Annotated in this window: 16 protein-coding genes; 9 read left to right on the top strand and 7 right to left on the bottom strand. The window is 74.7% G+C overall.

The features are described from left to right. Window positions 1-92 precede the first annotated feature (92 nt). The 5 genes from IE313_RS07555 to IE313_RS07575 form a co-directional block, all read right to left on the bottom strand. Window positions 93-3,227, bottom strand: coding sequence for an efflux RND transporter permease subunit (locus IE313_RS07555; RefSeq protein WP_189930158.1), 3,135 nt, complete (start codon window positions 3,225-3,227; stop codon window positions 93-95). A gap of 502 nt (window positions 3,228-3,729) precedes the next feature. Next, window positions 3,730-4,410 carry a response regulator gene (locus IE313_RS07560; RefSeq protein WP_189930159.1) on the bottom strand — a complete coding sequence of 227 codons (681 nt, stop codon included), beginning with the start codon at window positions 4,408-4,410 and terminating at the stop codon, window positions 3,730-3,732. 124 nt (window positions 4,411-4,534) lie between these two features. Next, entirely contained in the window at window positions 4,535-5,854 is a 1,320-nt protein-coding gene (locus IE313_RS07565) for a sensor histidine kinase (RefSeq protein ID WP_229924443.1), read from the bottom strand. 75 nt (window positions 5,855-5,929) lie between these two features. Then, complete coding sequence (pspAA, locus tag IE313_RS07570; RefSeq protein ID WP_189930160.1) at window positions 5,930-6,208, bottom strand: PspA-associated protein PspAA; 279 nt, start codon at window positions 6,206-6,208, stop codon at window positions 5,930-5,932. 30 nt (window positions 6,209-6,238) lie between these two features. Then, window positions 6,239-7,033 (bottom strand): PspA/IM30 family protein, encoded by a 795-nt coding sequence (locus IE313_RS07575; protein ID WP_189930161.1) that lies wholly within the window; start codon window positions 7,031-7,033, stop codon window positions 6,239-6,241. Window positions 7,034-7,338: 305 nt separating this feature from the next. On the opposite strand from IE313_RS07575, the gene IE313_RS07580 reads away from it, so the two are divergent. The 3 genes from IE313_RS07580 to IE313_RS07590 all read left to right on the top strand — a co-directional run bounded on the left by IE313_RS07580 (window position 7,339) and on the right by IE313_RS07590 (window position 10,151). Continuing rightward, window positions 7,339-7,935, top strand: coding sequence for a DUF3043 domain-containing protein (locus IE313_RS07580; protein ID WP_229924444.1), 597 nt, complete (start codon window positions 7,339-7,341; stop codon window positions 7,933-7,935). 116 nt (window positions 7,936-8,051) lie between these two features. Then, a complete protein-coding gene (locus tag IE313_RS07585) occupies window positions 8,052-8,753 on the top strand; it encodes a class I SAM-dependent methyltransferase (RefSeq protein WP_189930162.1) in 702 nt (233 codons plus the stop codon). A 216-nt stretch (window positions 8,754-8,969) separates the two neighbouring features. Next, window positions 8,970-10,151 (top strand): S1C family serine protease, encoded by a 1,182-nt coding sequence (locus tag IE313_RS07590; protein ID WP_189930163.1) that lies wholly within the window; start codon window positions 8,970-8,972, stop codon window positions 10,149-10,151. A 355-nt stretch (window positions 10,152-10,506) separates the two neighbouring features. Here IE313_RS07590 and IE313_RS07595 read toward each other — a convergent pair whose 3' ends face one another. After that, on the bottom strand, window positions 10,507-10,728 hold the full coding sequence (locus tag IE313_RS07595; RefSeq protein WP_189930164.1) for a hypothetical protein: 222 nt from the start codon (window positions 10,726-10,728) through the stop codon (window positions 10,507-10,509). 127 nt (window positions 10,729-10,855) lie between these two features. On the opposite strand from IE313_RS07595, the gene IE313_RS07600 reads away from it, so the two are divergent. After that, window positions 10,856-12,124, top strand: a complete 1,269-nt coding sequence (locus IE313_RS07600) for a bifunctional adenosylcobinamide kinase/adenosylcobinamide-phosphate guanylyltransferase (protein ID WP_189930165.1) — start codon at window positions 10,856-10,858, stop codon at window positions 12,122-12,124. A gap of 151 nt (window positions 12,125-12,275) precedes the next feature. Here IE313_RS07600 and IE313_RS07605 read toward each other — a convergent pair whose 3' ends face one another. After that, a complete protein-coding gene (locus IE313_RS07605) occupies window positions 12,276-13,349 on the bottom strand; it encodes a class I SAM-dependent methyltransferase (protein ID WP_189930166.1) in 1,074 nt (357 codons plus the stop codon). Between the two features lie 554 nt (window positions 13,350-13,903). On the opposite strand from IE313_RS07605, the gene cobT reads away from it, so the two are divergent. The 5 genes from cobT to sucB all read left to right on the top strand — a co-directional run bounded on the left by cobT (window position 13,904) and on the right by sucB (window position 22,168). Next, on the top strand, window positions 13,904-15,076 hold the full coding sequence (gene cobT, locus IE313_RS07610) for a nicotinate-nucleotide--dimethylbenzimidazole phosphoribosyltransferase (RefSeq protein ID WP_189930167.1): 1,173 nt from the start codon (window positions 13,904-13,906) through the stop codon (window positions 15,074-15,076). A gap of 407 nt (window positions 15,077-15,483) precedes the next feature. Then, on the top strand, window positions 15,484-16,224 hold the full coding sequence (locus IE313_RS07615; protein WP_189930285.1) for an adenosylcobinamide-GDP ribazoletransferase: 741 nt from the start codon (window positions 15,484-15,486) through the stop codon (window positions 16,222-16,224). Window positions 16,225-16,622: 398 nt separating this feature from the next. Beyond that, window positions 16,623-18,191, top strand: coding sequence for a leucyl aminopeptidase (locus IE313_RS07620; RefSeq protein WP_189930168.1), 1,569 nt, complete (start codon window positions 16,623-16,625; stop codon window positions 18,189-18,191). A gap of 543 nt (window positions 18,192-18,734) precedes the next feature. Beyond that, window positions 18,735-20,123 carry a dihydrolipoyl dehydrogenase gene (gene lpdA / locus IE313_RS07625; RefSeq protein WP_189930169.1) on the top strand — a complete coding sequence of 463 codons (1,389 nt, stop codon included), beginning with the start codon at window positions 18,735-18,737 and terminating at the stop codon, window positions 20,121-20,123. Window positions 20,124-20,266: 143 nt separating this feature from the next. Further along, complete coding sequence (sucB, locus tag IE313_RS07630; RefSeq protein ID WP_189930170.1) at window positions 20,267-22,168, top strand: 2-oxoglutarate dehydrogenase, E2 component, dihydrolipoamide succinyltransferase; 1,902 nt, start codon at window positions 20,267-20,269, stop codon at window positions 22,166-22,168. Window positions 22,169-22,312: the final 144 nt, after the last annotated feature.

Consider the following 22,312-nt stretch of genomic DNA (forward strand, 5'->3'; position numbering starts at 1 on the left):
CGAGGCGCAGGGAGCCGTTGCAGATACCGGGCGTGCCCGGGTACGGCGACGCCCCGCGGCCAAAGCGGCCGCGGGGCTTCGTGCGCGGTGGGTCAGACTCCGGACGGCTCCGGAGCGCGGGACTCGCCCGCGCCGTCCCGGTCCGGGGCTCCCTCCGCCTTGCGGGCCCTGCGTGCCGCGCGCTTCGTGCGGCGGCGGTCCTTGCGCAGCTCGATCATCGCGTAGAGCGTCGGCACCAGCAGCAGCGTCAGCAGGGTGGAGGTGATCAGGCCGCCGATCACCACCACGGCCAGCGGCTGGGCTATGAAACCGCCCTCGCCGGTGACGCCGAGGGCCATCGGGAGCAGCGCGAAGACGGTCGCGAGCGCCGTCATCAGGATCGGGCGCAGCCGGTGCCGACCGCCCTCGATGACCGCCTCGATGGTGTCGTAGCCCCTGCTGCGGTACTGGTTGATCAGGTCGATCAGCACGATCGCGTTGGTGACCACGATGCCGATCAGCATCAGCATGCCGATCATCGCGGGCACGCCCATCGGGGTGCCGGTGAGGACCAGCATGCCGATGGCGCCGGTGGCCGCGAAGGGGATCGAGACCAGCAGGATCAACGGCTGCACCAGCGAGCGGAAGGTCGCGACCAGCAGCATGAAGACGATCGCCACGGCCGCCAGCATCGCGAGGCCCAGCGACGAGAACGCGTCGTCCTGGTCCTGCGAGACACCGCCGATGTCCGCCGTGGCGCCCTGCGGGAGTTTCAGCGCGTCGATCTTCCTCTGTAGCGCGGTGCTGACCTGGCCGGTGTTGTCACCGGTCGGCCGGGCGGTGATCGTCGCGGCGCGCTCGCCGTCGATACGGGTCATGGAGACCGGTCCGGCCACCAGCTTGACGTCGGCGATGTCCCCGAGCCGCACCGGGCCGAGCGGCAGCTTCCTGAGCTGGTCCAGCGTGGTCGCGGGCTTGGCCGAGCGCACCACGATGTCGCGCTCGGTGTCGTCGAGGGTCGCCTTGCCCGCCTTGGTGCCGCCGACGGCCTCCGCCACGGCCTGGCCGAGGGTGGCGTCGTTGAACCCGGCCGCGGCCGCCTTGGCGTTGGCCTTGACCGATATCCGGGGCACGGACTGCGAGAGGTCGCTGTGGACGTCACTGACGTGGTCCAGGCTCGCGACGGCGGCCTCGACCCGGTCGGATGCCGTGCGCAGCACCGTCGCGTCGGATGCCTTGACCACCACGCTCAGGTCCTGGCTGCCGAAGCCGTCACCGGCGCTGAGGGTGGTCTTGCCGACCCCGGAGAGCCCGGCGAGCCCGCTCTCGATGCGGTCCTGCGCGGCGTCGTAGTCGGCCGAGTCCTTCAGGGTCACCTGGTACGAGGCCTGGTTGGTGTCCGTGCTGCCGCCGAAGGCCGCGAGGAAGCCGGAGGAGCCCACGGTGACCTGGTAGTCCTTGATGTCGTCGATGCCGTCGAGCAGCTTCTCGACCTTCCCGGCGGCGGCGTCGGTCGTCGCCAGGCTGGTGCCGACCTTCATCTCCTGCTTGATCGAGATGACCTCCTGGTCGCCCTGGTCGAAGAAGTTGGTCTTCAGCAGGGGCGCCATGCCGAAGGTGGCGACCAGCACCACCACCGCGATGACCACGCTGGTGAGGCGCCGCCGGGTGGCGAACCGCAGCACCGGCACGTACACCCGCTGCAGCCGGCTGCGTGCCTCCTTCTCCTCGGCCTTGCGCCGCGCCTCGTCGGGGTCGACGCCGCGCATCGCCTTGGGGGGCCGCACGAACCAGTAGGACAGCACGGGCACGACGGTCAGCGAGACCAGCAGCGAGGCCAGCAGGGCCGCCGTGACGGTCAGCGAGAACGAGCCGAACAGCTCGCCGACGATGCCGCCGACCAGGCCGATCGGCAGGAAGACGGCGACCGTGGTGAGGGTGGAGGAGGTGACGGCTCCCGCGACCTCCTTGACGGCGGCGAGGATCGCGCCGGCGCGCTCCTCGCCGTAGCCGATGTGGCGTTTGATGTTCTCCAGGACGACGATCGAGTCGTCGACGACACGGCCGATCGCGATGGTCAGCGCGCCGAGCGTGAGCACGTTGAGCGACAGGTCCCGGGTCCACAGCACGATCAGCGCGAGGACCACGGAGAGCGGTATGGAGACCGCGGTGACCAGCGTCGAACGCACCGACGCCAGGAAGACCAGGATGATGACCACCGCGAAGAGCAGCCCGAGCCCGCCCTCGGTGGTGAGCCCGTGGATGGACTTGGAGACCGCAGGGCCCTGGTCGCTGACGACCGTGAGGGTGGCGTCGGAGCCGAGGGAGCGCCGGAGGTCGGGCAGCAGGTCGTGCACCGACTTGGAGATGGCGACCGCGCTGCCGTCCCGGTCGGAGGTGATCGACACGGACAGGCTCGGCTTGCCGTTCGTACGGGTGATGGAGTCCGCGGGCGCCTCCTCCTGCTTCACCCGGGCTATGTCGCCGAGGCGCACGGGGTGCTGGACGCCCTCGCCCCCGACCATCAGGTCCTGGATCTGCCGGAGCGAGGTGAAGCCGCCGCCGACCTGTACGGTGCGGTTCCTGCCGCCCTCGTCGAAGGAGCCGGCCGGCACGGTGGCGCCGCCCGCCTGGAGCGCCTGGCCGAGCGCCGTCGGGCTCACACCGGCCCGCGCCATCTTCCGGCTGTCCGGGGTGACGGTGATCTGGATGTCCCGCACACCGTCGACGGAGACACGGCCGACGCCGTCGATGTCCTTCAGGCCGGGCACCACGGCGCGGTCCAGCCGGTCGGCGAGCGCCTGCTGGTCGTTGCCGGGGGCGGTGGCGGCGAGCACCACGCTCGGCAGGTCGTCGGTGGAGCCGGCGATGACCTGGGGGTCGACGTCGGCGGGCAGCCGGGCGCGGTTCACGGCCTGCTGGACGTCGGCGACGATCTGCTTGGTGTCGTTGCCGTAGTCGAACTGCGCCCTGACGACGGCGTTGCCCTCGCTCGCCGTCGAGGTGACGCCGGTGACACCGTCGACCGCCTTGATGGTGTTCTCCAGCGGTTCGACGACCTGCTTGTCGACCACGTCGGGAGACGCCCCCTGGTACGGCGCGAGGACCGACACCATGGGCAGTTCGATGGTGGGCAGCAATTGCTGCTTGAGCTGCGGGATCGCGATCGCGCCGAACACGAGCGCGATGATCGACATCAGCCCGATCAGGGCCCGTTGCGCGAGGCTGAATCTGGACAGCCAGGACATGGGTGACGGTCTCTCTTCTGTGGCGTGCGTCGGTGGCATGCGGTTGTGGCGCCCCGCCGGGCGGGCCCCGCGCCGCGGTGGGCGGCGGGCGTACGGCTTCGCGTACGGGCCTGGCGTACGGACCCGGCGTACGTAACGGGGAAGCGGCAGAGGAGGACGGAATGAACCCCCCTTGCCTATACCCTCCGCCATGCGAAGGCCCCCGTTCGTCGCTCCCAGGTCCCTTTCCTCACCCGGGGCCTACTGCGGCCGTAGTACGCCTCCTACACCTTGGGGTCTAGGGTCTTTCGCTTGGGCCGGGCCGGGCCGGGCCGGATCGGGGAGCGGGGACCGGTGCCTTCGGCCCCGGGGCGGAGGGGGAGTCGGCGGGCGGGGCGTCGGGGACCGACGGCAACGCCGCAGACGCACGTGCCAGGGCTCGCGAGTCCGGCCTGGTCGAAACGACAGGCCCCAGCCGCGGCAGGGGGCACGGCGGGGTGGCGGGCCCCGTGCCCGCCGTGCGTCAGGACGCCCTCGGCCGCACCAGGCCGGTCTCGTAGGCGATGACGACGAGCTGGGCGCGGTCGCGGGCGCCGAGCTTCGCCATGGCGCGGTTGACGTGGGTCTTGACGGTGAGCGGGCTGACCGTCAGGCGCTCGGCGATCTCGTCGTTGGACAGTCCCCCGGCGACCTGGACCAGCACCTCGCGCTCCCGCCCCGTCAGGGTGCCCAGCCGCTCCGAGCCGGCGGTGTCGCGGCCGTCGGTGCCGTCGTGCTGGGCGAGGAACGTGGCGATCAGGCCCTTGGTGGCGGCCGGGGACAGCAGCGCGTCACCCGCGGCGGCCACCCGGATCGCGTTGAGCAGTTCCTCCGGCTCCGAGCCCTTGCCGAGGAACCCGGAGGCGCCGGCCCGCAGGGACTGCACCACGTACTCGTCGACCTCGAAGGTCGTCAGCATCACCACGCGGACGTCCGCCAGCTCCGGATCGGCGCTGATCAGCCGGGTGGCCGCGAGCCCGTCGGTGCCGGGCATCCGGATGTCCATCAGCACGACGTCGGCGTTCCGCTCGCGGGCCAGCCGTACCGCCTGTGCGCCGTCCGACGCCTCGCCGACGACCTCCATGTCGGGCTCGGAGTCGACCAGCACCTTGAAGGCGCTGCGCAGGAGCGCCTGGTCGTCGGCGAGCAGCACCCGGATGGTCATGGCCGCGCCCGCCCTGTCCGACCGCTGCCGACGACCTGTCCGCCGTCCTGTCCGCGTTCCGCGCCCGGCGCACGTGCCGTACCCGTCGCGCGTGCCGCGCCCGCTCCGTGCGCCGTGCCCGTCCTCATGCGCGGTCCCCCGTCGCTTCCCCGGCCCGCTCGGCACGTGCCGTGACCGGCAGGATCGCATGGACGCGGAAGCCGCCGCCGTAGCGGGGGCCCGCGGTGCAGCTACCGCCGAGCGCGGTGGCGCGTTCGCGCATGCCGATCAGACCGTGGCCGCCGCCCCCGGCGCTCTCCTCGGCCACCTCGAAGGCGTCCGGCCCGCCGGGCCCGGCGGCCTCGGCGGGCTCCGCGGGCCTTGGGAGGGCCGGCCAGGCGGGACCGGTGCCGGGACCCGGGCCCGTGTCGAGCACGGTCAGCTCCAGGTGGTCGCCGATCCGGAGCACCGAGACCTCCGCGCCGGCCCCGGCCCCCGCGTGCTTGTGCACGTTGGTCAGCGCCTCCTGGAGTATCCGGTAGGCGGCCAGGTCGACCGCGGCGGGCAGGCCGGGGCCGTGGCCGCTGCGCGCCACCCGCACGGGCAGGCCGGCGCTGCGGAAGGTCTCGACGAGTTCATCGAGGCGGTCCAGGCCCGGCGCCGGCTCTGTGGGGGCCGCGGGGTCGCCGGACTGCCTCAGCAGGCCCACGGTGGCGCGCAGTTCGCCGAGTGCCGTGCGGCTGGCCTCACGGACGTGCGCGAGCGCCTCCTTGGCCTGGTCGGGCCGCTTGTCCATGACGTGGGCCGCGACGCCTGCCTGCACGTTGACCAGGGCGATGTGGTGGGCGACGACGTCGTGCAGGTCCCTGGCTATCCGCAGCCGCTCCTCGGCGACCCTGCGGCGGGCCTCCTCCTCGCGGGTCCGCTCGGCGCGCTCGGCCCGCTCGCGGATGGCGTGCACGAAGGCCCGGCGGCTGCGCACGGCGTCGCCCGCGGCCGCGGCCATGCCCGTCCAGGCGAAGATCGCGATGTTCTCCTGCGCGTACCAGGGCAGCGGCCCGGCGAGCATCGCGGCGGTGGTGAGCACGGTGCCGGTGAGCAGACCGACCCGCCAGGTGGTGGGCCGGTCGGTGGTGGCGGCGACGGTGTAGAGCGCGACCACGGCGCACATGGCCACCGGGACACGGGGCGCCCCGGAGAGCAGTTCGACCAGCGAGACGGCGCCGGTGGCGGCGAGGACGGGCAGGGGGGCGCGGCGCCGGAAGACCAGGGAGGCGGAGCCGAGCACCATCAGGACGATGCTGAGCGCGTCGGGGGTGTGCGAGGCGAGGAGCGGGCCGTGCCTCCCCCGCGGGTCGGCGAGGGAGCCGGCGGTCATGCAGATCAGGACTCCGGTCGCCACGGCGGCGTCCAGCGCCGAGGGATGGGTGCGGAGCCAGGCTTGGCCTGCGGTCAGGGGTCTCACGGTGTCTTCTGGAGCCGATGCATGGAGGAGCCGGAGTCCTGGGGGTGCGCTGCCGTGGTCCCGCCGTCCCGGACGTCAACCCGGGATCAGGCCGTCGTCCGTGAGGAGGGAGCGGACGTCCTCAAGGGTGGCGTCCGGGGCCGGGAGGATCAGTTCCGAGGGTTGCAGGGACTCGTCGGGCACGGGTTCGCCCAGCTCGCGGACCTTGTCGAGGAGTGCGTGCAGGGTCCGGCGGAAACCGGGACCGTCACCGCGCTCCAGCTCGGCGAGCAGATCGTCGTCGAGTGCGTTCAGCTCGTCGACGCGACTGTCGGCCAGCAGCAACTGGCCCTCCCCCATGATCCGGACGATCATGACGCCCTCCTCGGCGTGACCCTGCGTGGGCTACTGCTTGTCGAAGCGCGGGGTGTCCTGGGACTGCTGGGACTGCTCCCCGTTCTGCCTGCGGCCGCCCTCGATGGCCTGCTGCTCGGAGCCGCCGGCCAGCTCCGCCTTCATCCTCTGGAGTTCCAGCTCCACATCCGTACCACCGGAGATCCGGTCCAGCTCGGCGGCGATGTCGTCCTTGGCCATGCCGGACTGGTCGTCGAGCGCGCCGGAGGCAAGCAGCTCGTCGATGGCGCCGGCGCGGGCCTGCATCTGGGCGGTCTTGTCCTCGGCGCGCTGGATCGCCATGCCGACGTCGCCCATCTCCTCGGAGATGCCGGAGAAGGCCTCGCCGATCCTGGTCTGCGCCTGGGCGGCGGTGTAGGTGGCCTTGATCGTCTCCTTCTTGGTGCGGAACGCGTCGACCTTGGCCTGCAGGCGCTGGGCCGCGAGGGTGAGCTTCTCCTCCTCGCCCTGCAGGGTCTGGTGCTGCGACTCCAGGTCGGTGACCTGCTGCTGGAGGGCCGCACGGCGGGAGAGCGCTTCGCGGGCGAGGTCCTCGCGGCCCAGTGCGAGCGCCTTGCGGCCCTGCTCCTCCAGCTTGGTCGACTGGCTCTGCAACTGGCCGAGCTGGAGCTCCAGGCGCTTGCGCGAGGTCGCCACGTCGGCGACACCGCGCCGGACCTTCTGGAGCAGCTCCAACTGCTTCTGGTACGAGTAGTCGAGGGTCTCGCGCGGGTCCTCGGCCCGGTCAAGGGCCTTGTTCGCCTTCGCGCGGAAGATCATCCCCATACGCTTCATGACACCGCTCATGGGCTTCGCGCGCCCCCTTCTGACGGACTTCCGGCTCCAGCTCCAACAGAACCCACAGTACGGGCCCCGCATCCATTACCGCACTGTTCCGGCGTGGATGCGGTCATCCCCAAGGACGACTGCCACCCGCGCCGCTCCGGCGTAAGGAGTAGGTGCCTCCCGGGGAGTCCTGGAAGGGCGGCACGCGGATTACTCGGCTACGTCCGGTCTGCCCTGGTAAGGACGCCCGGTGTTGCCGGATCGTTCCCCAGTCGACCGCGGTCCCGCCTCTCCCCGGCCGCACCCACCCCGTACCCTTGGGTCCTGTGTTCCGTAGCCGTGCCAAGGATGAGAAGGCCGCCGCCGTGCAGGCGCCGGTGACCGACGGTAAGCCGTCCCGTGACCCGCAGGCCCCGAAGGGCCGCCCGACGCCCAAGCGCAGCCAGGCCCAGTCCCAGCGGCGCAGCGTGGCCAACACCCCGCTGACGCGCAAGGACGCCGCCAAGCGCCAGCGCGAGGCGCGCCGGGTGCAGATGGAGAAGCAGCGCCAGGCCCTCGCTGGCGGCGACGAGCGCTATCTGCCCGCGCGCGACAAGGGTCCGGTGCGCAGGTTCGCCCGTGACTTCGTGGACTCCCGCTTCAACGTCGCCGAGTTCTTCCTGCCGCTCGCGGTGGTGATCCTGGTCCTGAGCATGGTGCGGGTGGGCGCGTTGCAGAGCATCGCGCTGCTGCTGTGGCTGGTCGTCATCATCCTGATCGTCTTCGACTCGCTCGCCAGCACCGTCCGGCTGCGCAAGCGCCTGGCGGAGCGGTTCCCGGGCGAGTCCACCCGCGGTGCCGTGGCCTACGCCCTGATGCGCTCGCTCCAGATGCGCCGGCTGCGGATGCCGAAGCCGCAGGTCAAGCGCGGAGAGCGGCCCTGAGCGCAATACTCGACCAGGGTCCCGCCGAGGAGGCGGGAGCCACCGGCTTCACCGGTGGTGCGGATCTCTGGCTGGAGGGTCTCGGCGGCCTTCGCAACGCGGTGCGCCAGGAACTGGTGGCACGGCAGCTCGACGAGCAGATCGCCGGCCGCTTCCCGGTGGGCCGGCGGCTGCGGCTGCTGGACGTGGGCATGGGCCAGGGCACGCAGGCACTGCGGCTGGCCAGGGCCGGACACCAGGTCACCGGCCTGGAGCAGGACGCGGCCATGCTGGCGGCTGCCCGTGCTGCGCTGGACGCCGAGCCGGAGGGCATCCGCAAGCGGGTGCAACTGGTGGAGGCCGACGCCCGGGACACCGGGGCGCACTTCCCGCCCGGCAGCTTCGACGTCGTCCTGTGCCACGGCGTACTGATGTACGTGGCGGATCCGGACGCGCTGCTCGCGGGGCTTGCCCGGGTGATGGCGTCCGGCGGCCTGCTGTCGCTGCTGGTGCGCAACGGCGACGCGCTCGCCATGCGGCCGGGCCTCGCCGGCGACTGGGCGCAGGCCCTGACCGCGTTCGGCACGGACGTGTACACGAACCGGCTCGGGTTGCAGGTGCGCGCCGACCGGCTGGACGCCCTCACGGCGACGCTGGCCGGCATCGGCGCACCGCTGGCCGCCTGGTACGGGGTACGGGTCTTCACGGACACCGCGCCCGACGACGCCGTGCCGCCCGAGGACCCCGAGCGGCTGCTGGCCGCGGAGGAGCGTGCGGGGCGCACCGATCCCTACCGGCGGGTGGCGGCGCTGCTGCACCTGTGCGGGGTCCGGGGCTGACCGCGTCCGCCGCGGGGTCCCGTGGCGGACGGCCATGCCCCGGGGGCCGCGGTCCCCGACCGGCCTTCCCCGGCGGCTTTCCCGACCGGCCTTCCCCGGCGGCTTTCCCTGGTGGGGGACGCCGTCGCGGGCACTTCTCGGGCCGCCGGTGCCCGCACCCCCTGAACGGCCCCGCAGAGCGGGCCCGGCAAGGTGGGCGAAAGGGATACTCCGGGCATGGACCTCTTCTCTGCCCTCCTCCTGCGGCGCGGGGCCCGGGCGCCACGCGCCGTCCGGTCCCCGCGCTCCGGCCGCTCACCGCTGCGAGGGTGGCGGCTGCGCGCGGTGGTCTTCGGGGCGGGCTGCGCGGTGCTGCTCGGCGGCTGTACGGACGGTGCGTCGGGGTCCCGGGCGCCGGGCGCGGACGAGGACCGCGGCACCCCGTCCTCCCGTGCGGCCGACGGCGGGCGGACGGTACCGCTCGCGGCCACCGACCTGCAGAACGCCTACGAGCGGGTGATCAGGCAGGTGCTGCCGTCGGTGGTGCAGATCCAGGGCAGCAGGGCGCTCGGCTCCGGGATCGTCTACGACTCGCAGGGCCACGTCGTCACCAACGCCCATGTGGTCGGCCGTGAGAAGTCGTTCAAGGTCACCACAGCCAACAGCGAGCAGACGCTGACCGCGAGGCTGGTCTACGCCTACGCCGAGCAGGATCTCGCGGTGGTCCGGCTCGACCGGGTGCCGGCCGGGCTCAGGGCGGCCTCGTTCGGCGACTCGTCGTCGGTGGAGGTCGGCCAGATCGTGCTGGCCATGGGGTCGCCGCTCGGGCTGTCGTCCAGCGTCACCCAGGGGATCGTCTCGGCGACGGGAAGAACGGTCACCGAGGGCGGCGGGGGGAACCCGGGCGGAGGCACCGGAGCGACGATCACGGACATGGTGCAGACGTCCGCGGCGATCAACCCGGGCAACAGCGGCGGGGCCCTGGTGGGCCTGGACAGCAAGGTCATCGGCATTCCGACGCTCGCAGCCACCGACCCCGACCTGGGCGGCAGCGCGGCTCCCGGCATCGGCTTCGCGATCCCCTCGCGAACGGTCACCGCCATCGCCGGCCAGATCATCAGGAGCGGCCGGGTCACCGACTCGGGCCGCGCCGCGCTCGGCATCACGGCCCGTACGGTCCTCGGCAACGACTCGGAGCCGGACGGGGTCGCCGTGGTCAGGGTGCGCAAGGGCGGTGCGGCGGACCGGGCGGGCATCGGGGCCGGCGACATCATCACCCGACTGGGCGGCACCAGGGTCACGACCGTCACGTCACTCACCGAGGCCCTGGCCCGCCGAAGACCCGGGGCCGCCGTCCGGGTGACGTACGTGCGCGGCGGTGACGAGAAGACGGTGCGGGTCACCCTGGGCACGCTGTGAGGGCCCGTCCGCGGAGCTGTGAGGCTCACCCGGGCCCGCGGCACGGGCCACCGCACGGGCGACGGGCGCCCTGACGTCCTGTGTGTGCGTCCGGGGCCGGCGTGCACACCCGCTGGGGGCCACGTGTACGGACGCCGCCCGCGTGTACGGCGAGCGGCGGGAGCCGCCGGCCCACCCCGGCCACGGGCGGGCCTAGCCCCGGCCCGAGCCCTGAGCCGGTCCCGATCCCGGGCCCGGTCCCGATCCCGGGCGGGATCGGCTCAGGGCCCGGGGCCGGGTCCGTGTTCAGGCCCTGGTCGGCCCGCCCGGTTCGGGACCTGGCGATCCGGGACCGGGCGGGGCCGTCAGGGGTGCGTCAGGTCCCCGGCGTCTCCTCGGGGTGCAGGCTCATGGGCCCGTACACCTTCGTCCGGTCCTCGAAGAGGGTGGCCTGGTCGGCGCCGCCCTCGGCGATCGGCTTCCAGTACTCGCCGAGCCACGACTCCGCGTCCCCCTGCGTGGTGAAGTCCTCGGGCTGCACGGCCGGCTGCACCTCGGTACCGTCCGACGTCTCGAACCGCCACGTCCATGCCACCATGCGAGTCTCCCGTGGTTCTCTAGCCGCCTGTGTCCGCTGTCCGGACGAGCCGCCTGGTCAGCGGCCCGGGTCCGTGTGAAGCGTAGCCGGACGCGCAGCCCGTGCGGAGGCGCGGGAGGATCTTCCCGTGGAAGTCACTCTGCTCGGCACCGGCGGCCCCGAGGGCCTGCCCCGCCCCGGTTGCCCCTGTGCCGCCTGTGCGATGGCGCGCGGCGAGGACGCGCGCGCCGCGACCTCGGTCCTGGTGGACGGCACCCTGCTGCTCGACCTGACCCCGGGCCTCGCCCTCACCGCCGCCCGCGCGGGCCATTCGCTGGGCGGCGTGCGGCAGGTACTGCTGTCCCATCCGCACGACGGTCCGCAGGTGGAGACGCCCGCGGGCCTGCCCGAGCCCGGCCGGGTGCCCGACGGGCGCGAGCTGGCGCTGCTCACCGGGCACCGGGTGCGCGCGGTCGCCCTGGACGCTCCCGGCACCGGCTACGAGGTGCTGGGCCGCGACGGGGCACGCCTGCTGTACCTGCCGCCGGGCGGTGCGCCCGCGCGGCTCGCCGGGCGGCAGACACCGTACGACGTGGTGCTCGCCGACGTCCTCGGCCGCCCGGACGCCGTGGCGCGGCTGCGGGCCGCCGGTGCGGTGGGCCCGGCCACCGACGTGCTCGCGGCGCACGTGGACCACTCGGTTCCGCCCGGCGCGGAGCTGCGCCGCAGGCTGGCCGCCGCCGGGGCGCGCACGGTGCCGGACGGCACCCGGGTGACCGCGGGGTCGTACCGCATGGGCAACGGCGGCACGGGCCAGGGCACGCCGAACGTGCCGGGTGTGGCTGCCGTGCCCGACGTACCCGACCTGCCGACCGTGCCGCGCCGGACGCTGGTGCTCGGCGGGGCGCGGTCGGGCAAGTCGGCGGAGGCCGAGCGGCGCCTGGAGACGTTCCCCGACGTGCTGTACGTGGCCACCGGGGGTACGCGTGCCGGGGATGCCGAGTGGGCCGCACGGGTCCGGGCGCACCGCGAGCGCCGGCCGGCCACCTGGGACACCGTGGAGAGCTGCGATCTCGTGCCGCTGCTCGCCGGGGACGGCCCGGTGCTGCTGGTCGACTGCCTGTCGCTGTGGCTGACGTCGGTGATGGACGAGGTCGGCGCCTGGGACGACGACGAGTGGGCCGGGGGCGGCGAGCGGGAGCTGCGACGCAGGGTGGCGGAGCTGACGGCCGCGGTGCGGCGCAGCCCCCGCACCCTGGTCGCCGTCTCGAACGAGGTGGGGTCCGGCATCGTCCCCGCCACCGCGTCGGGACGCCGCTACCGGGATGAACTCGGCCGGCTGAACGCGGCGTTCGCCGCCGAGTGCGAGCAGGTGCTGCTGGTGGTGGCGGGCCAGGGCCTGGTACTGCGCGGCTGACGCGCGCCGGGCCCGTGCGCCCGCCGCGTGGCACCGGGCCCGCACGCCGTCGGCCGTGCACGCCGCCGGGCCCGCGGGTCACCGGCCCGCGCGCGGCGCGCACGGCCGGTGGCGCGACCGTGCGGGCGGCCCTGTGCGCGGCCGCGCCGCCTCACGTCCCGTCCTTGCGGGCGATGATCCGGTATGCGTTGGCGAGGCGGGTGCGGCGGGCCGCCGGGGCGAGCAGGTGGTCGGCGGCGCGGGCCGCGGCGACGGCGGGTGCGGTGGCGCGCAGCAGCACGGCACGGCGGGCCCTGCGCAGCGCGCCGCTCCGCTCGGGGCGGCGGCGGGGGCCGGCCGGGGGCAGGCACCGGTCCAGCAGCAGCACCAGCGCGGCCGTGAGGTCGTAGGGCACGTGCGCGGCGCGGCGCTCGGCGGCGACCACCGTGTAGCCGAGGTCCTCGAGTGCCCTGCGGAGATTGCGCAGCGGCACGAGGTGCAGATGCTGCGGCTGGAGGTGCGAGATCCACCAGCGGCCCAGCAGCAGGGCGAAGCGGCTCTCGGGATCGGCCGTCTCGATCAGCAGGTGCCCGCCCGTCCGCAGCACGGTGCGTGCCGCGGCCAGTTCCGCCCGCGGGTCGGGCGTGTGCTCCAGGTGGTGGAACATGCTCAGCGCGTCGTAGCGGCCCGCGAGGCGCGGCGCCAGTTCGGGCAGCGTGCCGCGGTGCGCCTCGTCGATGTGGCCGTCCGCGGCGGCGAGTTCGACGACGGCGCCCGCGTCGAGGCCGTCGAACGCGATGTACGGGTGGTCCTCCTTGGCGACGGCCGGGAAGAGCGCACGGCCGGTGCCGACGTCGAGCCAGCTCTCCGGCTCGCCGAAGCGCAGCAGCGCGTCGGCCGCCGCACGGTGCCGCCGGGCGCTGTGCCGTGCGCCGAGGATCCGTTCCGCCACGGCGGGTCCGAGGCCGTCGAGCAGGTCGCGGCAGTGGAAGTCGCGTCCCGCCGCGGTCAGGCACGGGTTCTGGAAGGTGTGGGCGCAGTCCTGGCAGCGGTCGAGAGCGAACCGGCCGGCCTTGTGCTGGAGCAGGTCGGGGGCGCGCAGCCGGGTGCGCAACCGCCGGGAGCCGCACCAGGGGCAGTCGGTGCGGCGCTGCTCCGTCAGCTCCTGCGCTGCCCCGGCCCGGGCGGCGTGCCCCGCCTCTCTCGCCCGCTGCCGCCCGGTGACGGCCTGCTCGCTGGGGGGCATGGCACCTCCGTGGTCCGCGCCGCGGCCCGGTGGGGCCGGCGCTCCGGTGTCCCGGTGCCCCGGTGTACAACGAGCCGTACAGCAATCCACAATTTCGGATGAATCGGAACGTATGGGATCGGTGCGGTGGACGCAACGAGGTGGACGCTCCGGACTTGCGTGGCGCGCGGGGCGCGGTGGGCCTGCGCCCCCGGCGCGGGGCGCGCCCGTGCGGCGCGCGGCCCCGCGGTACGCGGGGGTGCGATACCGGGCGGGCGCGGGGATGCCGTACCGCGACGGGGCGACGGTACCGCCTGGTGCGCGATGCCAGGGGCGGGCCCCGGGGGGCGGGGACGGCCCGTCGGGAGGTGCACCGGGGGGCTGCGGGTACTGTTCGGCGAATGAGCGCGCCGGGCCGGGCCGCCCGGGGACCGGATGCCCGCCGCCCCGCCGGGCGGGGGCCCGGCGCGGGCGGCCCGGGCACCGCCCCGGTCCCGTTCGCGGCGGTGCACCGGCCTGGGCGCGCCGGCGCGGGGCGGCCGCGGCGGTCAGCACGTCATCCGAGGAGAGGCTGAGTGAATCTCGACGACTTCACCGATCTGATCGAACGCCCCGACGGCGGGGTGCGCCGTGACGCCGAGGAGCGCAGGGCCCGGGTGGCCCTCGCACCGGGTGCACTGGGCCGCCTCGACGAGTTGGGCGAGTGGCTGGCGGCCGCCCAGGCGGCCTCACCGGTGCGGCCGATCGGACGGCCCAAGGTCATCCTCTTCGCGGGCGACCACGGGGTGGCGGAGCTGGGCGTCTCGGCACGCCCGGCGGGCACCGCGGACCGCCTGGTGCGGGCCGTGCTGGCGGGCGAGAGCCCGGTGTCCGTGCTGGCCCGCGGCCAGGAGGTGCCGGTACGCGTGGTGGACGTGTCCCTGGACTGCGATCCGGACACGTTGCCCGAGGACGTGGTGCGCCACCGGGTGCGGCGGGGCAGCGGGCGCATCGACGTCGAGGACGCGCTCAGCGCGGCGGAGGTGGAGGCGGCGCTGCGCGCGGGCGTCGCGATCGCCGACGAGGAGGCCGACTCCGGTACGGACCTGGTGGTACTGGGCGATCTGAGCGTGGGCGGTACGACGGCCGCCGCGACCCTGATCGCCGCGCTGTGCGGCACGGACGCCTCGGTGGTCACGGGCCGGGGCGGGGCGCCCATCGACGACCTGGCCTGGATGCGCAAGTGCGCGGCGGTGCGGGACGCGCTGCGCAGGGCCCGGCTCGTGCTGGGTGACCAGGCGGAGCTGCTGGCTGCGGTCGGCGGTGCGGACCTGGCGGCGGCGACGGGCTTCCTGCTCCAGTGCGCGGTGCGGCACACCCCGGTGATCCTGGACGGCGTGGTCTCCGCGGCCTGTGCGCTGGTGGCGCAGCGGGTGGCGTTCCGTGCGCCCGACTGGTGGCTGCCGGGCCACGCCAGCGGTGAGCCCGCGCAACTGAAGGCGTTCGACCGGATGGCCCTCGAGCCCCTGCTCGACCACGGCGTCACGGTCGGCGAGGGCGTCGGTGCGCTGCTGGCGCTGCCCCTCGTACGGTCCGCCGCGGCCCTGGCGGCGGAACTGCCCGCGTACACGGCCCCGGAGGACGGCGACACCGGGGCCGGGGCTCCCGGGGACGCGACTTCGGGGAGCGAGAACCCGGACGCGGCGGGCCGGTCCGGGGCCGCCGGGACGGCCGGCGCCGCGCCCGCCCCGTCCCCGGACCAGGAGTGACGGCCGGACCGGGGCCGGGCCCCGGAGGCGAGGCGGCCGCGGACGGAGCGACCGCGGGTGAGGCTGCCGTGGACGGAGGGGCCCCGGACGGAGGGGCCCCGGACGGAGCGCCCCCGGACGGAGCGCCCCCGGACGGAGCGCCCGCGGACGGAGCCGCCCAGGCCGAAGCGGCGCGGCGCAGCGGGGAACCGGCGCGGGACACCGTGCGCGCGACCGGCGACGGAACCGCGGCGGGCACCGGGCTCGGCGATGGCGCCGAGGCCGCGGCATCCGCCGAAGCCGCGGCGGACGCCGAGCCCGCGGACACCGCGGCCCGGGCGGGTGGGGGTGCCACGGGCACGGGCACCGCTCCCCCGCCGCCGCTCCCCCCGCCCACCCTCGCCGACGGTCTGCGGTACGCGTTCGGCATGCTCACCGTCGTACCCGTGGCGGTGCCCCGCTGGGACCGGGCCACCGCCGGGGCCGGGATGCGGTGCGCACCGGTCGCCGGGCTGGCCGTGGGGCTCGCCTCCGCCGCACTGGGCGGGCTGCTGCTCATGGCGGGTTCCGGGGCGCTGCTCGCCGCGGTGGCGAGCGCCGCAGTACCGGCCGCGCTGACCCGGGGGCTGCACCTCGACGGGCTCGCGGACACCGCGGACGGGCTGGGCAGCGGCGGCAGCGCCGAGAGTGCGCTGCGCATCATGAAGCAGTCCGACATCGGCCCGTTCGGCGTCCTGACCCTGGTGTTCGTCCTGCTCGCCCAGGTTGCCGCGCTCGCCGGCCTCTACGGCCGCTCGTGGGCCGAGGGGGCCGTCGCCGCGGCGCTCTCCGCGACCACCGCCCGTCTCGTGCTGACCCTGGCAGCGCGCCCCGGCGTGCCGCCCGCCCGCCCCGGGGGCCTGGGCGCCGCGGTGGCCGGGACCGTCTCGGCGCACCGCGGACTGGGCACGGCGGCGGTCACCGCGGTCCTCGCGGCGGCCGCGGGCGCGCTCTTCGGTGCGGCGGGCAGCGCCCGCTGCGCCCTCGCCGTCGTACTGGCCTGCGTCGCCGCCCGGCTGCTGCGGCAGCACTGCGTACGCCGTCTGGGCGGCGTGACGGGCGACGTGTTCGGCGCCCTGGCGGAGACCGCGGCCACCACCGTCCTCGTCGTGCTCACGCTCGGCCCCTGACGGAGCGGCGACCGGCCGCGGCGGCGCGCTGCGGCCGGCACTGCCGTCGCCGCTCCGGCCGCCGCTCCGTCGGATCGCCGGTCGAGCGTATGTGCCCACCCCGTCCCGCCGGGCCCGCGGGGGCGTGCGTACGGCGCCCCGGGCCGCCCGCGGCCGGGGCCGGGCAGGCACCTCCCGACGGGCGGCCGGCCGCGCCGGGTGGCAGGGAGCGTCCGGCCGTCGCGTGCCGGGCGTGCACCATGGCGGAGGCGGCCGGGGGATCCTGCGGTCAGGGGTTGGCGTCACCGAGCGTAGGCTCCTGGGGGTCCGGACCCGCCACCCGACAGGCCCGGCCGCCGTCGGACCCGGTCGGTCCACCCCTCGGCCAAGGAACTCAACGGAAGCGAGAATTCACCACCGTGACTGCTCTCACTCTCAGTACCGCCGCCGCGGCCGGCCTACGTGCCGACGCGATCGTGGTCGGTGTCGCCAAGGGCACCCCCGCCGCATCCGGGGGACCGGTCCTCGCGCCCGGTGCCGAAGCCGTCGACGAGGCGTACGACGGAAAGCTCGCCGCGGTCCTGGAGACCCTGGGCGCGTCCGGGGCGGAGGGCGAGGTGACCAAGCTGCCCGCGCCCGACGGGTTCCGCACCCCGGTGGTGCTCGCGGTCGGCCTCGGTCCGGCCCCGGGCCCCGGCGAGGACTACTCCGCCGAGGCGCTGCGGCACGCGGCGGGCTGCGCGGCACGCGCGCTGGCCGGAGCCAAGAAGGCCGGGATCGCGCTGCCGCTCGCCGACGCCGCCGCGCTCGGCGCCGTCGCGGAGGGCACGCTGCTGGGCGCCTACACCTTCGACGCGTACAAGGCGTCCTCCCGCGCCGGCTCGACCGGGCGGAAGGGGAAGAACGGCAAGAACGGGAAGAACGGCAAGCTGCCGCTCGGCGAGGCCGCGCTGCTCGGCGGCCGGCCCCGTGACAAGGCGCACAAGGCGGCCCTCGAACGCGCCACCGCGGTCTGCGAGGAGCTGAACCGCGCCCGCGACCTCATCAACACCCCGCCGAACGACCTCGACCCGGAGGCGTTCGCCACCCTGGTCGCCGCCGCCGCCAAGGAGCACGGCATCAAGGTGCAGGTGCTCGACGAGAAGGCGCTCGCCAAGGGCGGCTACGGCGGCATCCTCGGCGTGGGCGCCGGCTCCGCGGCACCGCCCCGGCTGGTGAAGCTCTCCTACACGCACCCCAAGGCGAAGAAGTCGCTGGCGTTCGTCGGCAAGGGCATCACCTACGACTCCGGCGGCATCTCCCTGAAGCCCCCGGGCCACAACGAGACGATGAAGTGCGACATGAGCGGTGCCGCCGCGGTGTTCGCCGCCGTCGTGGCCGCCTCCCGGCTCGGTCTGCAGGTCGATGTCAGCGGCTGGCTCGCACTCGCCGAGAACATGCCCTCCGGCTCCGCCGTGCGCCCCGGCGACGTGCTGCGGATGTACAGCGGCATGACGGTGGAGGTGCTCAACACCGACGCCGAGGGCCGGCTGGTGCTGGCCGACGCGATCGCCAAGGCGTCCGAGGACAAGCCGGACGCGATCGTCGACGTGGCCACGCTGACCGGTGCCATGATGCTCGCGCTGGGCAGCCGCACCTTCGGCATCATGGCCAACGACGACGCGTTCCGCACCGCGCTGCACGAGACCGCCGAGGAGACCGGCGAGCCGGCCTGGCCGATGCCGCTGCCCGAGCACCTGCTCAAGGCCATGGACTCGCCGACCGCCGACATCGCCAACATGGGCGAGCGGATGGGCGGCGGCCTGGTCGCCGGACTCTTCCTGCGGGAGTTCGTCGGCGAGGACATCACCTGGGCGCACCTCGACATCGCGGGGCCCGCCTTCAACGAGCAGGGGCCCTTCGGCTACACGCCCAAGGGCGGCACGGGCACCGCGGTGCGCACCCTGGTCAGGCTCGCCGAGCGCGCCGCCGCCGGCGAGGTCCTCTGAGGGGGGCGGTCCACCGCGGGGCGGGCCGCGCGCACGGCCCAGCACCCGCCGACCTCCGCTGCCCCACCGGCCCGGGAGGCACCACCCAGGGCGCGACCCCGGCGGTCCTCCGGCCGGTGAGGCCCTGCCCACCGGCCCCGCCCTCCGGGCCGGGCCGGTGGGCTCCGCCCTCCGGACGGTGGCGGGCCTGCCGCCACGGCAGGGCGCGGCAGGGCGCGCGGTTCCGCGCCCCTGCCGGGCGCACCGTGACCACGCGGTGACAGGCGGTTCCGATCGGCCCCGCCTCCCCGCTTTCGCCCCCGGCGCAATCCCAGGGGCCCCCGTACGCTGCCACGCGGGCGTAATCCTTGGTGAGGGCGTATCGCTCGTCTCAGTCACCGGCCCCGCGTCCCGCCACCCGTCAAGAGGTGCAAAGATGGGTTCCCGGCAGGACAGGGCCCCCACCACAGGGCCGGAGAACGAGCGGCCGAACACCAGCCGAACGGGCGGCCGTCCCGCACAGGCGGGACCCGTCGCACGGCACACATGCATGGAGGACGTGACGTGGCGAACGACGCCAGCACCGTTTTCGACCTAGTGATCCTCGGCGGTGGCAGCGGCGGATACGCCGCGGCGCTGCGCGGGGCTCAGCTGGGTCTGGACGTCGCCCTGATCGAGAAGGGCAAGGTCGGCGGCACCTGCCTGCACCGCGGCTGCATCCCCACCAAGGCCCTGCTGCACGCCGGCGAGCTCGCGGACCAGGCACGGGAGTCCGAGCAGTTCGGGGTCAAGGCCGCCTTCGAGGGCATCGACATGGCGGGGGTCCACAAGTACAAGGACGAGGTGGTCTCCGGGCTCTACAAGGGCTTGCAGGGTCTGATCGCCTCCCGCAAGGTCACCTACGTCGAGGGCGAGGGCCGGCTGTCCTCGCCGACCTCGGTCGACGTGGCAGGCCGCCGCATCCAGGGCCGTCACGTCCTGCTGGCGACCGGTTCCGTGCCGAAGTCGCTGCCGGGCCTGGACATCGACGGCGAGCGCATCATCTCCTCCGACCACGCGCTCACCCTGGACCGCGTCCCGAAGTCCGCGGTCATCCTGGGCGGCGGCGTCATCGGCGTGGAGTTCGCCTCGGCGTGGAAGTCGTTCGGCACCGACGTCACCATCGTCGAGGGCCTCAAGCACCTCGTCCCCGTGGAGGACGAGAACAGCTCCAAGCTGCTGGAGCGCGCGTTCCGCAAGCGCGGCATCAAGTTCAACCTGGGCACCTTCTTCGAGAAGGCGGAGTACACGCAGGACGGCGTGCGGGTCACGCTGGCCGACGGCAAGACCTTCGAGGCCGAGGTGCTGCTGGTCGCCATCGGCCGCGGCCCGGTCTCCCAGGGCCTCGGGTACGAGGAGGCGGGCGTCGCGATGGACCGCGGCTTCGTCCTCGTCGACGAGTACATGCAGACGAACGTCCCGACCGTCTCCGCCGTGGGCGACCTGGTCCCCACCCTCCAGCTCGCCCACGTCGGCTTCGCCGAGGGCATCCTGGTCGCGGAGCGGCTCGCGGGTCTGAAGACCGTGCCGATCGACTACGACGGTGTGCCGCGCGTCACGTACTGCCAGCCGGAGGTCGCCTCGGTGGGCATCACCGAGGAGCGTGCCAAGGAGGTGTACGGCGCGGACAAGGTCGTCACGCTCAAGTACAACCTCGCGGGCAACGGCCGCAGCAAGATCCTGAAGACCGCGGGCGAGATCAAGCTGGTGCAGGTCAAGGACGGCGCCGTGGTCGGCCTCCACATGGTCGGCGACCGGATCGGCGAGCAGGTCGGCGAGGCCCAGCTCATCTACAACTGGGAGGCCCTGCCCTCCGAGGTGGCCCAACTGATCCACGCGCACCCGACGCAGAGCGAGGCACTCGGCGAGGCCCACCTGGCGCTGGCGGGCAAGCCGCTGCACTCCCATGACTAGTCCGGCCGACGCATCCGGCCGGACCTCCTCGCCCGCCCGGCTCCCTGCCGGGCGGGTCTTGCTGCGCGAGCCGGCGTACCACCGGTTCCCCCGGGCGCCACGCCCCCAGACTTCCGCACTTTTCGTAAGGAGCAACTGAAACCATGGCGGTTTCCGTAACCCTTCCGGCGCTCGGGGAGAGCGTCACCGAGGGCACTGTCACCCGCTGGCTGAAGGCCGAGGGCGAGCGCGTGGAGGCCGACGAGCCGCTGCTCGAGGTGTCCACCGACAAGGTCGACACCGAGATCCCGTCGCCCACCTCCGGTGTACTGTCCGCGATCAAGGTCGCCGAGGACGAGACCGTCGAGGTCGGCGCCGAACTGGCGGTCATCGACGACGGCTCCGGTGCGCCGGAGGCGCCCGCCGCGCCGGCCGCCGAGGCCGCGCCCGCGCCCGCCGAGGCCCCCGCGCCCCAGCCCGAGCCGGCCCCGGCTCCTGAGCCCGCCGCCGCGGCTCCTTCGACCGAGACCGCACAGCCCGCTCCGGCGCCCACCGCCGAAGCCGCTGCCGGTGCGGGGTCCGCCGAGGGCACCGACGTGGTGCTGCCCGCACTGGGCGAGAGCGTCACCGAGGGCACCGTCACCCGCTGGCTCAAGGAGGTCGGCGAGTCGGTCGAGGCCGACGAGCCGCTGCTGGAGGTGTCCACCGACAAGGTCGACACCGAGATCCCGTCGCCCACCTCCGGTGTGCTGCTGGAGATCACCGTCGGTGAGGACGAGACCGCCGAGGTGGGTGCCAAGCTCGCGGTGATCGGTGCCCCGGGCTCCGCGCCCGCCGCCGCGCCCGCACCGCAGGCGCCCGCGCCCGCCGCCGAGCCGGCGCCGGCCCCCGCCGCCGAGGCCCCGGCAGCACCGGCCGCACCGGCACCGCAGGCCCCGGCACCGCAGGCCCCGCCGGCGCCCGCCCCCGGGGCCCCGCCCGCGCCGCAGGCCCCCCAGGCCCGGGCCGCCCAGCCCGCGCCGCCGGCTCCGCAGCCCGCGCCCGCCGCTGCCGCGCACGCGGCGCCCGCTCCCGCAGCGGCGCCCGCCCCCGCCGCTGCCGCGCCCAGCCAGGCCGCGGTCTCCGGTGACGAGGGCGCGTACGTGACGCCGCTGGTCCGCAAGCTCGCCGCGGAGAACGGGGTCGACCTGTCCAGCGTCAAGGGCACCGGCGTCGGTGGCCGGATCCGCAAGCAGGACGTCCTCGCCGCCGCCGAGGCCCGCAAGGCGGCCGCCCAGGCACCGGCACCGCAGGCCGCCCCGGCCGCCGCCGCACCGTCGAAGGCGCCGTCCCTGGAGCCGTCGCCGCTGCGCGGCCAGACCGTCAAGATGACCCGCATGCGCAAGGTCATCGGCGACAACATGATGAAGGCCCTGCACGGCCAGGCCCAGCTCTCCTCGGTCGTCGAGGTGGACGTCACCAGGCTGATGCGGCTGCGCGAGCGGGCCAAGGAGTCCTTCGCCGCCCGCGAGGGCGTGAAGCTGTCCCCGATGCCGTTCTACGTGAAGGCGGCCGCCCAGGCGCTGAAGGCCCACCCGGTCATCAACGCCAGGATCAACGAGGCAGAGGGCACCGTCACGTACTTCGACGCGGAGAACATCGGCATCGCCGTGGACTCCGAGCGCGGGCTGATGACGCCGGTCATCAAGAACGCGGGCGACCTGAACATCGCCGGCATCGCCAAGAAGACCGCGGAGCTCGCCGGGGCCGTGCGCTCCAGCAAGATCACTCCGGACGACCTGGCGGGCGCGACGTTCACCATCTCCAACACCGGCTCGCGCGGCGCCCTGTTCGACACGATCATCGTGCCGCCGAACCAGGTCGCCATCCTCGGCATCGGTGCGACGGTCAAGCGGCCGGCTGTCATCGAGACCGCGGAGGGCACCGTCATCGGTGTGCGCGACATGACCTACCTGGTGCTCTCCTACGACCACAGGCTGGTGGACGGCGCCGACGCCGCCCGCTACCTGACGGCCGTCAAGGCGATCCTGGAGGCCGGCGAGTTCGAGGTCGAGCTCGGTCTGTGACCCCCTGACGCCGCCCGCAAGGGCTCGTCCCCCCTGCTCCCCCGCTGTCCAGGGGGGTGGCAGGCCCCCGCGCCCCCGTCCGCAACCCCGGACGGGGGCGCGGCCGTATTGTCTTCAGGTAACCCCTGGGTCGCCCGAAGGAGC

The organism is Streptomyces sulfonofaciens (genome assembly GCF_014656295.1).
Classification (GTDB): domain Bacteria; phylum Actinomycetota; class Actinomycetes; order Streptomycetales; family Streptomycetaceae; genus Streptomyces; species Streptomyces sulfonofaciens.